The 15,237-nt window shown below is 29.2% G+C and carries 14 protein-coding genes; 3 read left to right on the forward strand and 11 right to left on the reverse strand.

Annotated features, from left to right (window positions below; all coding sequences use genetic code 11):
* Genes KQI30_RS00390 through mraZ form a run of 3 tightly spaced genes read right to left on the reverse strand, consistent with a single transcriptional unit; the run spans position 1 to position 1,882 of the window.
* Positions 1 to 483, reverse strand: coding sequence for a hypothetical protein (locus KQI30_RS00390; RefSeq protein WP_216461180.1), 483 nt, complete (start codon positions 481 to 483; stop codon positions 1 to 3).
* Positions 484 to 501: 18 nt separating this feature from the next.
* Positions 502 to 1,440, reverse strand: a complete 939-nt coding sequence (gene rsmH, locus KQI30_RS00395; protein WP_216461181.1) for a 16S rRNA (cytosine(1402)-N(4))-methyltransferase RsmH — start codon at positions 1,438 to 1,440, stop codon at positions 502 to 504.
* Positions 1,441 to 1,453: 13 nt separating this feature from the next.
* Positions 1,454 to 1,882, reverse strand: a complete 429-nt coding sequence (gene mraZ, locus KQI30_RS00400) for a division/cell wall cluster transcriptional repressor MraZ (protein ID WP_216461182.1) — start codon at positions 1,880 to 1,882, stop codon at positions 1,454 to 1,456.
* Positions 1,883 to 2,197: 315 nt separating this feature from the next.
* Here mraZ and ychF point away from each other — a divergent pair, with 315 nt between their 5' ends.
* Positions 2,198 to 3,292, forward strand: coding sequence for a redox-regulated ATPase YchF (ychF, locus tag KQI30_RS00405; protein WP_216461183.1), 1,095 nt, complete (start codon positions 2,198 to 2,200; stop codon positions 3,290 to 3,292).
* 163 nt (positions 3,293 to 3,455) lie between these two features.
* Here the strand turns inward: ychF and KQI30_RS00410 are convergent, their stop codons facing one another.
* The gene (locus KQI30_RS00410; protein ID WP_216461184.1) at positions 3,456 to 5,681 is read right to left on the reverse strand and encodes an AAA family ATPase; all 2,226 of its coding nucleotides are present in this window, start codon (positions 5,679 to 5,681) and stop codon (positions 3,456 to 3,458) included.
* A 401-nt stretch (positions 5,682 to 6,082) separates the two neighbouring features.
* On the reverse strand, positions 6,083 to 6,739 hold the full coding sequence (gene deoC / locus KQI30_RS00415; protein ID WP_437177715.1) for a deoxyribose-phosphate aldolase: 657 nt from the start codon (positions 6,737 to 6,739) through the stop codon (positions 6,083 to 6,085).
* A 182-nt stretch (positions 6,740 to 6,921) separates the two neighbouring features.
* Here deoC and KQI30_RS00420 point away from each other — a divergent pair, with 182 nt between their 5' ends.
* Positions 6,922 to 7,350: a hypothetical protein gene (locus KQI30_RS00420; protein ID WP_216461186.1), complete on the forward strand. Its 429-nt coding sequence runs from the start codon at positions 6,922 to 6,924 to the stop codon at positions 7,348 to 7,350.
* Positions 7,351 to 7,562: 212 nt separating this feature from the next.
* On the opposite strand, the gene KQI30_RS00425 is transcribed toward KQI30_RS00420, so the two are convergent.
* Positions 7,563 to 10,097, reverse strand: a complete 2,535-nt coding sequence (locus KQI30_RS00425; RefSeq protein ID WP_216461187.1) for a cation-translocating P-type ATPase — start codon at positions 10,095 to 10,097, stop codon at positions 7,563 to 7,565.
* A gap of 159 nt (positions 10,098 to 10,256) precedes the next feature.
* Between KQI30_RS00425 and KQI30_RS00430 the strand changes: the two genes are divergently transcribed.
* Positions 10,257 to 11,903 carry a putative manganese-dependent inorganic diphosphatase gene (locus KQI30_RS00430; RefSeq protein ID WP_216461188.1) on the forward strand — a complete coding sequence of 549 codons (1,647 nt, stop codon included), beginning with the start codon at positions 10,257 to 10,259 and terminating at the stop codon, positions 11,901 to 11,903.
* A 317-nt stretch (positions 11,904 to 12,220) separates the two neighbouring features.
* Here the strand turns inward: KQI30_RS00430 and KQI30_RS00435 are convergent, their stop codons facing one another.
* The 5 genes from KQI30_RS00435 to KQI30_RS00455 form a co-directional block, all read right to left on the reverse strand.
* Positions 12,221 to 13,009, reverse strand: coding sequence for a flagellar hook-basal body complex protein (locus tag KQI30_RS00435; protein ID WP_216461189.1), 789 nt, complete (start codon positions 13,007 to 13,009; stop codon positions 12,221 to 12,223).
* Between the two features lie 6 nt (positions 13,010 to 13,015).
* Positions 13,016 to 13,795, reverse strand: a complete 780-nt coding sequence (locus KQI30_RS00440) for a flagellar hook-basal body complex protein (protein WP_216461190.1) — start codon at positions 13,793 to 13,795, stop codon at positions 13,016 to 13,018.
* Positions 13,788 to 13,934 carry a hypothetical protein gene (locus KQI30_RS00445; protein WP_216461191.1) on the reverse strand — a complete coding sequence of 49 codons (147 nt, stop codon included), beginning with the start codon at positions 13,932 to 13,934 and terminating at the stop codon, positions 13,788 to 13,790. The genes KQI30_RS00440 and KQI30_RS00445 overlap by 8 nt, the downstream gene beginning before the upstream one ends.
* A 65-nt stretch (positions 13,935 to 13,999) precedes the next feature.
* Entirely contained in the window at positions 14,000 to 14,428 is a 429-nt protein-coding gene (locus KQI30_RS00450; protein ID WP_216461192.1) for a DUF6115 domain-containing protein, read from the reverse strand.
* Between the two features lie 11 nt (positions 14,429 to 14,439).
* The gene (locus KQI30_RS00455) at positions 14,440 to 15,165 is read right to left on the reverse strand and encodes a FliA/WhiG family RNA polymerase sigma factor (RefSeq protein WP_216461193.1); all 726 of its coding nucleotides are present in this window, start codon (positions 15,163 to 15,165) and stop codon (positions 14,440 to 14,442) included.
* Positions 15,166 to 15,237: the final 72 nt, after the last annotated feature.

The following is a 15,237-nucleotide window of genomic DNA, read 5'->3' on the forward strand; positions in this document are numbered from 1 at the left end:
CTAGAATAGACCTTTTATTTTGTCAAATATATTGTCTTTTTTGTCTACCTTTGTTGGCTTCGCGAATGTTTTTTCATTTCCTTCTAATACAATAGCTGTTCCCTTTTGTGGAAGAACCATGTTATGACTTTCCTTTGCAGTATTCAAAACATCCTTTTCTTCTGCAACTTTTAGTAAATCAATTTTTAATTTTTCATTGTATCTTTCAGCTACACCTAACTCATCTTTTGCATCAAAATACTGATCTTGCAAAGAATATATCATACTGTATCTAGCAACTAAAGTTATTCCTGTAACTAAAACCATAAATATACTAAGTAATACAGATACTCTTAACCTAACTAAATTCTTTTTAGCTTTTTGTTTAGACCTTACCCTTTGTTCCCTAAGCTTTTCATATTCATTTTCCCTTTGTACTTCAATAGCACTTTGCTTTAAAGCATTGCTTCCTTTAATTATGTATTCCTCTTTCTCCAATAACATATTTATTCCCCCCTAGTGCTATTTAGAACTTTTCTTCTCACAAATTCTAAGCTTCGCACTTCTACTTCTATTATTAAGATTTAATTCTTCACTACTACATTCAATTGGCTTTCTAGTAATAATTTTTACTTTAGGTTTTTTCCCACAGATACAAATAGGAAATTCACTTGGACATGTACATGGTTTTTCATTATCCCTAAAAATATTCTTTACTATTCTATCCTCTAATGAATGGAAAGTTATTATAGATAGTCTTCCCCCATCATTTAACCTATCTATAGAATCATTTATCGCCTTATCCAAAATTGATAACTCACTATTTACTTCTATTCTTATTGCTTGAAATGTTTTCTTACCAGGATGTCCATCCTTTCTAAACTTAGCTGGAATAGATTTCTTTATAATTTCTACCAATTCGAATGTAGTTTCAATAGGCTTAATTTGTCTATCAATAACTATATGCTTAGCAATGTTTTTAGCAAATTTTTCTTCACCAAAATCTCTTATAACCTTATATAATTTTTCTTCACTATACTCATTAACCACATTATAAGCAGAAAAATCTTTTTCTCTATCCATTCTCATATCAAGCGGGGCATCTTTATGATAACTAAATCCCCTTTCTGCTCTATCTAATTGTGGTGATGATACTCCAAGGTCCATAACAATACCATCAACTTTTTCAATTCCTAAATCATCTAACACCTCTGATATATTGTAAAAGTTGTTATGTACATACTCTACATTACTAAACTTACTTAATCTTTTTTTAGATGCTTCAATCGCCATAGTATCTTGATCTATACCTACAAGTTTTCCAGTTCCATCCAACCTTTTTAAGATTTCTTCGGAATGACCTCCTCCACCTAAAGTACAATCAACATAAATTCCATTTTTTCTTACATTTAAGCCATCCACTGTTTCTGTAAGCATTACCGTATAATGACTAAACTCCATTGTATTTCTCCTTCTATATTCCTAATTCAGACATTTTTTCACCGATTTCATCCATATTTATGTCACTTTCCGTATAGCTGTTCCACTTTTCCTTACTCCAAATTTCAATTCTATTAGATACTCCAATAGACACAACTTCTTTGACAATCCCCGCATATTGCATTAAGTTTTGTGGTATTAAAGTTCTTCCTTGTTTATCAAAAGTCATTTCATTTGCTCCTGAAAAGAAAAATCTCACAAAAGCCCTAGCATCTTTAGATGTTAATGGTAATGACTTTAACTTTTCTTCTAGTATAGCCCATTCCTCTCTAGGGTATACATAAAGACATCCATCAAGTCCTTTGGTCATTATACATGCTTCACCTAAACCTTCTCTAAACTTTGAAGGGAGAATTATTCTGTTTTTAGCATCAATGGCATGTCCATATTCACCTATAAACATAAGCTCACCCCAACTTCATAACTTTGAACCACTTTAAACCACTTTAAACCACTTTACTTATATTTTATATTCATTTTCATATCTATTCAACCATATATGAAAATTTTATTTAAATTTCATAACATTTTTTATATTAATACGTTATTTTAAAACTTTTATTCCTTTTACTGGAATTAATCTCCATAAAAATATCATTTCCGGTAATTGTTTTTTTTATGATTATCCTTTGCAATTCTATCTTTCTTGAAATCTAATACATCGTAATATATAATCTATAGTTAGATATTATATGTATATTAGAAAGGATTTTTTAAGATGAAATTAGGTATAGTTGGTCTACCAAACGTAGGTAAAAGTACATTATTTAATGCAATAACAAAAGCTGGTGCTGAATCAGCTAACTACCCATTCTGTACAATTGAACCAAACGTTGGTGTTGTTAATGTTCCAGATAAAAGATTAGATGTATTAGAAAAAATTTATAATACAAAGAAAAAAGTATATGCTAGCATAGAATTTTATGATATAGCTGGACTTGTTAGAGGAGCTTCAAAAGGTGAAGGATTAGGTAATAAATTCTTATCACATATAAGAGAATGTGAATCTATTGTTCATGTTGTTAGATGTTTTGATGATGAAAACATAGTTCACGTTGATGGTAGTGTAGATCCTATTAGAGATATTGAAACTATCAACTTAGAACTTATATTATCAGATTTAGAAATGGTAGAAAGAAGATTAGAGCGTACAATGAAACTTGTTCGTTCTGGGGATAAAAAAGCAAAAGCAGAATATGCTCTTCTTGAAGAATTAAAAGCACATTTAGAAGCTGAAAAACCAGCTAGAAGTTTTGAATGTGATGAAGAACAAGCTGCATTCTTAAAATCTTTATTTTTAATAACTTTAAAACCTGTTTTATATGCTGCTAATGTGTCTGAAGATGATATAATTTCTGGAGAAGAAAATCAATATGTAGCAAAACTTAGAGAATATGCTTCAAATGAAAATTCTGAAGTAATGGTTGTATGTGCTTCTCTTGAAGAACAATTAAGCGGGCTTGATGAAGAAGAAGAAAAAGAAATGCTTGCTGAATATGGTCTTGAAGAATCAGGACTTGATAAACTTATAAGAGCATCTTATAAATTACTAGGTCTTATGAGTTTCTTAACTGCTGGTGAAATAGAAGTAAGAGCTTGGACTATAAAAATAGGAACAAAAGCTCCTGCTGCTGCTGGTAAGATTCATTCAGATATAGAAAGAGGATTCATTAGAGCTGAAATAGTATCTTATGATGACTTAGTAGCTTGTGGTAGTGAAGCTGCTGCAAAAGAAAAAGGATTATATAGACTTGAAGGTAAAGAGTATATAATGAAAGATGGCGACATCGTAAACTTTAGATTTAATGTTTAATAGACTAAGACTATAGCAATGCTATAGTCTTTTTTTATTATTGTATTATTAATTTAATATAGATGTATAATTGAAATATTAATTTTAATAGTCTCTCAATGAATATACGAACTTACCTCAAAACTATACTGTTTTCTTTATGAAAAAATATCTAAAATCAATTCTATATATACTTAATTATTTCCTCTCTCATAATATTTATTATTTCCTCTTTGCTCTTATCAAACATTACTTCTACAGCATCATCAATACTATCCATTATATAAATTGAAAATTTCTCTTCTTTTATAGCATTTTCAACATCATTATTTAAAACTAAATTTCTAATATTAGCTCTTGGTATCAAAACACCTTTTCCTTTATAAGTATCTACTAAATTGCAAACTTTAAAGAAACCTTCTATTTTTTCATTTACTCCACCAATAGGTTGTATTTCTCCCATTTGATTCATTGATCCCGTTATAGCAATATTTTGTTTTAAAGGAATTCTAGTAACAGCAGAAATCATTGATAAAAATTCAGCTACAGAAGCAGAATCTCCCTCCAAATTACTATAGAGTTGTTCAAAAGATATATAAAAATTTACAGGTATGTTATAAATTCCATCTAAATACCTTAAAAAAGCACCTTTAAGAATTAGAATTGACTTACTATGAATTTTACCACTTAAACTACTTTCCTTATGATTATCTACAATATCTCCATTTCCTCTAGAGCAGACACAAGTTATTCTTATAGGTTTCCCAAAGGAAAAATCTCCTCCATCAATAACAGATAATCCATTAACTTCTCCAATCTTTTCGCCTTTTACAGAAACAAATATTTCCTTATCTTTATAGCTCTTTAAATACTCTTTCTCTATTTCATCTTCTTTAAATAGAAAGCTATATACTGAGTTATAAGTTAGCTTATTATCCACTCCACCTAAAAAAGCTATGTCCTCCAAAAATTCGTAATCAAATATAATCTTTTCTTTACTTTCATTTCGTCTCATAAAACCCTTTAGTATTATCAAATATATACTCTCATCCTCTATTTCAATAGAGTTATTTTTACAAATATCCTTAAACTTTTCTAATAGTATTATAAAATTATTCTCTTCTAATATTTTATTATTAACTACTTTCACCCTAAATATATTTTTAAAATCGTTATCAATATTATATAGAGTTTCAAATATTTCATACTCACCTATAAGTACAATTTTTGTATTTGCCTCAACATCTTCAGGCATAAATCCATTTAAAGTAATATAATCAATTGATGACGTTATCTTGTATCCTACTTTACCACTATACAAAAAATTCTTTAGAAATTGATATCCTTGAGGATAACTGATAAGATCTTCAGCTCTTAATATTAAACACCCTTCATTAGCCCTCAAAATAGCACCCGGTCTTAACATTGATATATTTGTAACATAAGATCCATTAATACTTTCAGATTCAAATCTACCAAATAAATTACTTATATTAGGTTCATCTTCAAAATAAACTAGTGGATGTTTTCTATCACTATTGTCTACTATTACATTAATATCATATTTTTTTAATATATCATCAATTGTGCTTCCATCTTCCTCTTTAAAAATTTTTTTATCCATTATTTCATCAATTATTACATCAACAAAATTTAATAAGTATTTCTTTCCTTCTTCCTCTTCAATAAATTCTTCCTCTATTTCATCTTTACATATAATCTGAAAATCAATAATTTCTTTTTTAAATATCTCTTCTATCTCTTTGTTTTCTTTATCATCTATATCGCCAATATCTTTTACAATTCCCTCTGTTATCACTTTTAATTCTTCCAATTTCTCTAATATATCATCCCTATTTTCTTCATCTAACTTATTAAATTCATCTTCACTAAGTAATTTCCCATCTATAATAGGAGTAAAAGCAAAACCTTTTTCACTAAAATCTAATTCAAATCCATTTTCCTTAGATATTTTTAATAACTTATCCATTAATTCATCTTTTTCATCTTTATATTTTTCTACTATTGCATTCTTTTCATCTATATCATCATTTGATAAGAAATTGCTTATATTAGCATTTAATGATTCTTTTATATCTTCTATTTTCCTTTTTATTTTTATTCCATAACCATTTGCAACCTTTATAGCATAAGGATTTTTACTCTCCTTTAATGCAACATAGCATATATCTTTAGGCGCTTCTTTTTTTCTATAATACTCCTCTATTATCTCAATTAACTTTTCTCTACAATAATTGGAATATTTATCTACAAAAAATAGATTATAGCCTCTTCTATTAACTGATAAAGCCTTGCTAATTTCATCTTTAATAGAAGCCTGATAGTTTCTATCATTATCTTTACTTATTGAAACCTTAAGGGATATATCATCATAAGATAACTTTTCCATACATAACCCTCCCCCCGATATTAAAATGTATATTCAAAATCAAATGTATTAATTACCTATCTTAAATAAAACTTAATTTTGAATATAGTTTGGAGGACTGCATAGTGAATTATATAAATTTATCTTTGCAGGGCACATATAAAAGGCACAAGTATATATCAGTGTACAATTGTCAGTTCACAGTTATTGCGAATTGAACATATGATATTTTCCCCACAGAGGAAAATTAACCGAAACTGTGCACTGAAAATACCCTTACTTATGCCTTGTTCCATCTAACCTGTACCCTGTCTTGTGCCATAATAAAAGGAGGTATCGCTCTAACAACTTTTCATTTGTTAATGCGACAACCTCCTATCTAACTTATGCTTTGTGCCCTGAAATCTGTGCACTTATATCCATTAATAATTCATATCTTTATTACTATCAACTTTGTTTACTATGTTTATAGATGCTGATGCACCAATTCTAGTAGCTCCTGCATTTATCATTTTTATAGCATCAGAATATGTTCTTACTCCACCTGATGCTTTAACACCCATTTCTTCTCCAACTGTTTCTCTCATAAGTCTTATATCTTCTTCTGTAGCTCCTCCAATTGAAAATCCTGTGGATGTTTTTACAAAATCAGCTCCTGCTTTTTTACTTAATAAACAAGCTATTTTCTTTTCTTCATCATTTAGTAAGCAAGTTTCTAAAATAACCTTAACTATAGCTTTTCCTTTTGCTGCTTCTACAACAGCTTCAATATCTTTTAAGACATAGTCATAATCTTCTTCTTTTAACTTACCAATATTCATCACCATGTCTACTTCTGTAGCTCCATCCTCGATTGCTACTTTAGTTTCAAATTTTTTTACTTCTGTAACATTCGCTCCTAATGGAAATCCTATTACTGTACATACTTTTACGTCAGTACCTTGTAATTCTCTCTTAGCTACTGAAATATTAGATGGATTTATACATACTGATGCAAAATTATATTCTTTTGCTTCTTTACACAAGGCTTGAACCTCATCTTTAGTTGCATCTGCTTTTAGGATTGTGTGGTCTATCATTCTGCTTAATTTATCTTTTTCCAAAAATATCACTCCTTGCAATTGATATTTTATATCACTCTTATAATTAATACAATATACTATTATTAAATTTCTTTCCTTTTTCTTTTAAATATATTTAAAATATGATATACTTGTGGTGTTTATCAATGAATTATTTTAATGTAAAGGAGCAATTCTATATGGGATTTAGAGATAAAATTCAGCAATATTATATCAACTCATATATGAAAAAGTACGGAGATAGATTAACTCAAGTTCAAGGTAAAGTACTATCTTGTAAAGTTGAAAAAAAATCTATTATTGGTATATTTCATAAATTAAAAGTTACTTTAGTTGTAAAAAATGACCACTCTCGTTCTATCGCTAATTGTGTATATAAGAAAAATAAATGGTTTAAGAAACCAACATTTATACATATTTCTCAAGGTAACTCAATATTAGTTCAATGTTTAAAAGGTAAAAAAGATACTACTAAGAAAAACCATGTTTCTTCTGAAATATTAGAAATCATAAACGTTAGAAACTTTACTACTAAAGAAGATTTATCACCGATAGATGGAGGCCCAACAAGCCCACAAACAGTACAACCTAAATATAGAAATAAATAAGAGAAACTATCGCAATAACGAATGATTTTTCGTGAGCGATAGTTTATTTATTACAATTCACAATTTAAACATTTCACATATAACTTAAAAAATTACTACAGCAAGGAATTTTCCTCCTCTCTCTTCACTGTCTTATATCTTATGCAAACTGTACATTCTCTGTAAAAAGTAAGACTGTAGCAGTAATTGCAACAGTCTTACTATAAATCTATTTACTTTTCCTTATCAATCATATTAAATAAAGAATTTATAAATGAAATAATTAAAGAGAAAAATAAGATTATTGCCCATTGCATCAATGTTAATTGTGCTGTATGAAATACTGATGATAAAAATGGTATATAAATTACTGCAATCATCATTAAAATAGATGATAATACAGCAAGAACTAAGTATTTATTATTAAATATATCAATCTTAAATAAAGGTACTTTTTCACTTTTACACTCAAATACATGAATTAATTGGGACAAAACTAATGTTGTTAATGCCATTGTTCTACAAGTCTTTAAATCAAAACTAAAATATGTGCCAACTATAAAGCTTAAAACTGTACAAACCCCGATAAGAACACCTCTTACAAGAATCTTTTCTTTTAACCCTCTTGCAAATACTCCTTCCTTCTTATCTCTAGGCTTTTCATCCATTATATTCTTTTCCCCAGGATCCATTCCTAATGCTATTGCTGGTAATCCATCAGTAGCTAAATTTACAAATAATATTTGTATTGGAAGTAGTGGTGTTGGTAATGCAAAAAGACTAGATAAAAACATAGTTAATACCTCTCCCAAATTACAAGATAGCAAGTATCTAATAAACTTTCTTATATTACCATAAATTACTCTTCCCTCTTCTACTGCTGAAACAATAGTATTGAAATTATCATCTAAAAGTACCATCGCAGCAGCTTCTTTAGTTACATCTGTACCATTTACCCCCATTGCTACCCCTATATCAGCTTCTTTAATCGCCGGTGCATCATTAACACCATCACCTGTCATAGCAACAATTTTATTCTTCTTCTTAAATGCCTTAACTATTCTTAATTTGTCTTTCGGACTAACCCTTGCAAAAATTCTAATATTGTCTAATCTTTTATTCAATTCTTCATCAGATAATTTGTTTAATTCAGCACCATCAATAACTTCTCCGCTATTATTACATATGTTTAAATCCTTACCTATAGCATAAGCAGTTTTTCTATAGTCCCCGGTAATCATTATAGGTGTTATCCCAGCCTTGATACACTTATTAACAGCCTCTTTTACTTCTTTTCTTGGTGGATCTATCATTCCAACAATACCAACAAAAATCAAATCCTCTTCCAAATCACCTTCATTATATTTAAATGCCCCTCCTAAACACCTAAGAGCTCTATCACTCATTTTATCAATAGCATTTTGTATATTCTTTTTATCTACATTAGATATAGGTCTTATTTTACCATTTATATATATTTGTTTACACCGATCTAACACTCTTTCTGGCGCACCTTTTACTAAAGTAATTCGCTTTCCACCTTCATCAATTCTTATACTCATCAATTTTCTAATTGAATCAAAAGGATTTTCTTTGATTTTATTAAAAGATGATACTCGTTTTTCGAATTCTTTTATATCATCATAATATGCTAATATTAACGCTTTTTCTGTGGCATCGCCAATTAAAGCATCTTTTATTGATTCTTCAGCAATATCTATATTTAAATCGTTACAATATGTAAATATTTTTTTCAACATTTCATTATTATCTAATTTATTGTCATCTATATTTTTCATCTTTTCATCATAATAAGCAGCTTTAACTGTCATTTTATTTTGAGTAAGCGTTCCTGTTTTATCTGAACATATAACAGATGTACATCCTAATGTTTCTACTGCCGGTAACTTTCTTATTAATGCATTCTTTTTAAGCATCTTAGATACGCCTAATGCTAGACATACAGTTACTATTGCCGCTAATCCCTCTGGAATGGCTGCTACTGCCAATGATACTCCAAGAAGAAACATTTGATACTTATCTTGTCCTCTTATTATACCCATAACTGTTACAACTACGCATATAGCCACACAAATTACTACTAATACTTTACCCAAAGATGTTAACTTTTCCTTTAAAGGTGATTTTTCTTCTTTTATATTATTTAATAAATGAGCTATTTTTCCCATTTCAGTGCTCATACCAGTATTGGTTATAATTCCTTCACCTTTACCATTTATAGCTGTAGTACCCATAAAAAATTTGTTTTCATCTGCAATATTTTTTTGTACTCCCACTGATTCTCCTGTCAATAATGACTCATCAACGGATAATGATGCTTCCTTAACAAGATAACCATCTGCTGGAATCTTATCTCCACTCTCAAATACTATGTAATCTCCCGGCACTAAATCTTCTGCATTAACTACTTTAATTGCACCATCACGAATTACTTTAGCTGTAGGTGATGCCAATCTTTTTAATTCCTCTAAAGACTTTTCTGTTTTAAATTCTTGAACAAATCCTAAAATTGCATTCATTATTACGATAATAATTATTGTTACTGCATCGGCAACTTCCCCCATAAGTCCTGAAAGAATTGTAGCACCTATAAGTACCCATATTATAAAATCATTAAATTGAGCAAGGAACATACCTATCGCTGATTTTTTTTTACTTACCTCTAGAACATTATGTCCACATTCTTTAAGCTTTTCCTCAGCTTCAACTGTGGTCAATCCCTTTTCTCTTATTTTTAGTTGTTCCATATTCCCCCTCCTAGAACTAAATTATATTTTAATATATGAACCTTTATTTTAAATTATGAGTATTATAATCATCTTTAGTACTTTACAAAGATTTTATTTAATTATAAAATTTATACGAATAGTATTTAACATACGATTAAATTATAGGAGGACATTTTTATGCATAATACAATTTATGTAAGTGGACATAAAAATCCAGATTCTGATTCTATATGCGCTGCTATTGCCTACGCTGAACTTAAAAATAGAATGACACTTGGCAAAACATATGTACCAATAACACTTGGTGAAATTTCAAGAGAAACTCAATATATATTAGATTACTTTGACGTAGACGCACCTAATCTAGTAAAAACAGTTAGACCACAAGTTAGAGACTTAGATATAGATCAAATAACACCTATATCACCAGAAATTTCTCTAAAGCAAGCTTGGTCTATTATGAAAAAACATGATGTTAAAAATCTTCCAGTAGTAGATGAAAATTCAAAACTACTTGGTCTAGCATCTGTTTCAAACTTAACTACAAACTATATGGATATTTGGGACAACAATATCATTGGAAAGTCTAATACTACACTTGAAAACATAGTAAATACTTTATCAGCAAAAGTTATATTTGAAAACAAAGCTACAAAGACATTTACTGGTAAAATTGTCGTAGGTGCTATGACTCCAGAAAGTGCAGAAGAACATATTGAAGAAAATGATATTGTAATATGTGGTAACAGAACTGATACTCAAAATGTTGCAGTATCTTCAAAGGCTTCTCTTCTTATTATTACTGGAAACTTACCAATAGAAGAGGAAATAATCGAAAAAGCAAAAGTAAGCGGTACTTCAATAATTTCAACTCCTCACGATACATTCACCGCTTCAAGAATTATTGTACAAAGTATTCCAATAGAGTATGTTATGACTAAAGATGATATAGTATTCTTTAGAAATAGCGAATTTGTTGAAGATGTAAAAGAAATTATGTTACAAAACAGATATAGAAGTTATCCTGTACTTGATGAACATGACAGAGTTATAGGTTCTATATCAAGATTCCACTTAATTTCTCAAAATAAAAAGAACATAATATTAGTAGACCATAATGAAAGATCCCAAGCTGTAGACGGAATTGAAGAAGCAGAAATATTAGAAATAATTGACCACCATAGAGTTGCAAACATAGAAACTGCTAAGCCAATATACTATAGATGTGAGCCTGTTGGATCTACAAGTACTATAGTTGCAAACCTTTATTTTGAAAATGGCATAAGACCATCAAGAAAAGTTGCAGGCTTATTATGTGGTGCTTTAATATCTGATACATTACTTTTAAAATCACCAACAACAACTTTAACTGATAAACATACATTAATGAAGTTAGGTGAAATTGCAAATATTGATATCGAAGAATTTGCTATGAATATGTTTAAAGCAGGTACTTCTCTTCAAGGTAAAACTTTAGAAGAAATATTCTATCAAGATTGCAAAACATTCGAAATGAATGGTAAAAAGATAGCTGTTGCTCAAGTTAACACTATGGACATTGAAGGTTTCGAATCAATGAAAGCTGATATGTTAAACTTAATGAATACAATAGCTGAACGTGATGGATTCAACTTAGTATTATTATTATTAACTGATATAATAAAAGAAGGATCTCTTTTACTTGCAGTAGGTAAAGATACTGAGTTAGTTAACACTGCATTTGGTGTTAAACTTGAAAACTCTTGCGCTTATAAAGAAGGTGTAGTTTCAAGAAAGAAACAAGTTATTCCACCTCTTACAAGTGCTATAGAACAAGCAAAATAGTATAATAAAAAAGGAAGCTGTTGCACGAAAGTGTGGCAGCTTTTTTTCAGTAGGATTATATATAGAGAGTCAAGTTTATATTAGTACCTGTTCTAGTTAGGTAGTAGTAAAACTGTATATCTCCCATAAAATACACTAGCTATCCGCAGGATTATAATAAAATTCCTCGCAAATAGGAATTTTCACCTTACTTGTGTCCTGTGCCTTCTAACCTGTGCCATAATAAAAGAAACTATCACTGACGAATTTTCATTCGCTATTGTGATAGTCCCTTTATAATGAATAATTAATATGTAATAAATAGTTGCTTAAAAATATTACTTTCTAAGATTATTCACCATTCCATACATTTCATCACCAGTTTGTAGCATCTTTGAGTTCATTTGAAAAACTCTTTGAGTTATAATAAGATCACTTAATTCATCAGCCATATCAACATTAGAATTTTCTAAATACCCTTGATATAATTTACTACTTTCATCTTTATATATGTTACTTCCATCCGCTTGTACATATAATGAGTCAGCAACAGAAACAAACCCTCCACTACCAATAGTATTATATAGGCTTATATTTCCTACCTTAGTAGTGGTATTTCCATTTGAAACATATATATCTCCACTTTTTCCTACTTCAAAATTATTTTCCGTAAATCTTGTATTTTCATAACCTGGTAAAAAGTCTATATCTAAAAAATTTCCTTTTTCATCAACTATTTTACCATTTACATCAACTTGAAGAGATCCATTTCTTGTGTATCCATATTCTTGTCCATTTATCGGAGTACCTAATTTTACTCTAAAGTATCCTTCTCCATCTATAGCAACATTAGTAGAAAGTCCTGTTGCTAGCAAAGATCCTTGTGAATGATTCCTTACAGTTGAACTAACTCTTACACCATTTCCATGGCTAGGAGAAGTTAGATTATTATCTCTTGAATTAGGTACACCTTTTCTATCTATATTTTCATATAATAAATCACTAAAATTTGCTTGTACCTTTTTATATCCTGTAGTTGTTGAGTTAGCTATATTATTTGATATAACTTGTAACTTTTGTTCAGAGGCATTCATAGCACTTCTTGATGTCCAGTATATAGTATTCATAAATTTCTACCCCCTTACACTTCCTACAGTATTAATTAACTTTCCAAGACTTTCATCCATAGTTTGTACTAATGTTTGATTACTTTCAAAATCTCTCATTACAGACATTAGATTTACCATTTCATTCATGATGTTTATATTAGAACCTTCTACAGATTTATGTTGAACTCTTCCATTTATATCTATAGCATTATCTCCAGAGTATAAATTATCTCCAACTTTATTCAATGTTGTATAATCTTCAAAATCTACAATTCCAAGAGAATAATTATTTACAGTTCCATTATTGTTTTCTATAGTTAAGTCACCATTGTCATTAGCAGTAATTTTACCATCACCTACGTATATTTTATTAGAATTTTTATCTAATACATAATCACCATAGTCATTTACTAAATATCCTTGAATATTTACTTGAAAATTACCATCCCTAGTATAATATTCTTCTGCTATGCCATTATTTTCTCTAGACACTTTAAAAAATCCATTTCCTACTATAGCAAAATCAGTATCATTTCCTGTTTCTTTTATAGTACCTTGTGAAAAATCACTATAAACTCCAGCTACAGATGAACCCAATGACATTGTTCCAAGTTGTACTTTTTGTGATCCTGATGATGTTCCCTTATCATGATTTATCATCATTACATCTTTAAAAGATTTTGCAATTAAACTATCACTTTTAAATCCAACTGTTTCTGCATTAGCTATATTATTACTAATTACATTTTGCTTATTTTCTTGAACAATCATCCCTGATACGGCTGTATACAACCCTCTAATCATTCTTTTCTTCCCCCTTAACATCGACTTTGTAATTTTCAGGATACTCCATTCCCATGGCACGTGCCTTATTTTCAATCTTTCCTGAATCATTTATATCTTTAAATTTAACCGGAAGCATTAATGTAGAGCCTACAATCATACCAATACCAATACCTAAAATTATCTTTTTATCAATAAATTTAGTATACTTTTTTATTTTTTCACCTATTGTTTGTATAAATCTTTTATTAATAGTACCTCCCCCTTTCCAATAGATAATATCCTACATATATCATCTATAGAAACACCCTGTTCTATTAATCTTTTAACTTCTTCTACATCATTTGATTTCCCTTCATCTTTGAAATCACTTTTTACAATACTTTCTTCGGTTTTTTCAATATTTTTATTTACATATTGTGTACCTTTTAGATTATCGATGTCTTCACTCAAATTCTTAATATCCATTTGTAGAATACCTATTGTTTCTGCAAAATCTCTTCTAAGATTTTGTATTTCAATCTCTACATCTGAAATTGTATCCTTTTTATTGCTTAGCACTTCCTTGAACTCCGCGCCCTTAACTTGGAATTCTTTTCTATTTATCCATATTAAAATTATTCCAACTACAACTATTAATATATAAATAATCATATATGTATCACCTAATCATATTTTAACTTTTTCATATTAGCTCTTAGATGAACTATAGCCCTAGTATGTAACTGACAAACTCTTGATTCTGAAACTTCTAGTATCTTACCAATTTCTTTTAATGTTAATCTTTCTTTATAATAAAGATTAAGAACTAATTGATCTTTTTCATTTAGCATATCAATAGCTTTATATAAATGAACAATTTCCTCTTTACTTTCAAGAGTTTTTTCAGGACTTGGACTTTTTTCATCTTCAATCTTTCCTATTAAAGGCATATCGTCATCTTCTGAATATATAAGTTCTTCTAGTGATACCTGTGAAAGATATCCAATATATCCTTCTACTTCTTTCACTTCATATATAGTCATCCCAAGTTCCCTTGCAATCTCAGCATCACTTGGTTCTCTCATAAATTGGTTCTGTAACTTCTCTACAGCAGCATTATATCTATTAAGCTTATCCATAGCCCCCTTAGATATAGGGCTGTTTTTTCTAAGCTCATCAATCATTGCACCTTTTACTCTTATTGAAGCATACGTAGAAAACTTCATTCCTTTTGACTCATCAAATTTATTAAATGCATCAATTAATCCTACTACTCCATATGAAACTAAATCTTCATACTCTATATGTCTACTTTTCCCGATTATTACTCTCGATGCTATATACTTCACTAATGGAAGATATTTCTCTATTACTTCTTGTTTATAGCTATCTGCTTGCATTATAGCCATAAAATCCCCCCCTAAACATTAATTTAATTTTAATTAGTGTAATTATCTTATTTCCCCTAATACCTTCACATA

Source organism: Clostridium bornimense, assembly GCF_018917145.1.
In the GTDB taxonomy this organism is placed as follows: domain Bacteria; phylum Bacillota; class Clostridia; order Clostridiales; family Clostridiaceae; genus Clostridium_AN; species Clostridium_AN bornimense_A.

Bases quoted from the DNA above. Each gene is read 5' to 3' on its own strand.
- mraZ (WP_216461182.1), bottom strand. From the start codon at position 1,882: ATGTTTATAGGTGAATATGGACATGCCATTGATGCTAAAAACAGAATA.
- deoC (WP_437177715.1), bottom strand. From the start codon at position 6,739: ATGATAGACCACACAATCCTAAAAGCAGATGCAACTAAAGATGAGGTT.
- KQI30_RS00450 (WP_216461192.1), bottom strand. From the start codon at position 14,428: ATGATTATTTATATATTAATAGTTGTAGTTGGAATAATTTTAATATGG.
- KQI30_RS00440 (WP_216461190.1), bottom strand. From the start codon at position 13,795: ATGATTAGAGGGTTGTATACAGCCGTATCAGGGATGATTGTTCAAGAA.
- KQI30_RS00455 (WP_216461193.1), bottom strand. From the start codon at position 15,165: ATGGCTATAATGCAAGCAGATAGCTATAAACAAGAAGTAATAGAGAAA.
- ychF (WP_216461183.1), top strand. From the start codon at position 2,198: ATGAAATTAGGTATAGTTGGTCTACCAAACGTAGGTAAAAGTACATTA.
- KQI30_RS00435 (WP_216461189.1), bottom strand. From the start codon at position 13,009: ATGAATACTATATACTGGACATCAAGAAGTGCTATGAATGCCTCTGAA.
- KQI30_RS00430 (WP_216461188.1), top strand. From the start codon at position 10,257: ATGCATAATACAATTTATGTAAGTGGACATAAAAATCCAGATTCTGAT.
- KQI30_RS00445 (WP_216461191.1), bottom strand. From the start codon at position 13,934: ATGATTGTAGGCTCTACATTAATGCTTCCGGTTAAATTTAAAGATATA.
- KQI30_RS00425 (WP_216461187.1), bottom strand. From the start codon at position 10,097: ATGGAACAACTAAAAATAAGAGAAAAGGGATTGACCACAGTTGAAGCT.
- KQI30_RS00410 (WP_216461184.1), bottom strand. From the start codon at position 5,681: ATGGAAAAGTTATCTTATGATGATATATCCCTTAAGGTTTCAATAAGT.
- KQI30_RS00390 (WP_216461180.1), bottom strand. From the start codon at position 483: ATGTTATTGGAGAAAGAGGAATACATAATTAAAGGAAGCAATGCTTTA.
- rsmH (WP_216461181.1), bottom strand. From the start codon at position 1,440: ATGGAGTTTAGTCATTATACGGTAATGCTTACAGAAACAGTGGATGGC.
- KQI30_RS00420 (WP_216461186.1), top strand. From the start codon at position 6,922: ATGGGATTTAGAGATAAAATTCAGCAATATTATATCAACTCATATATG.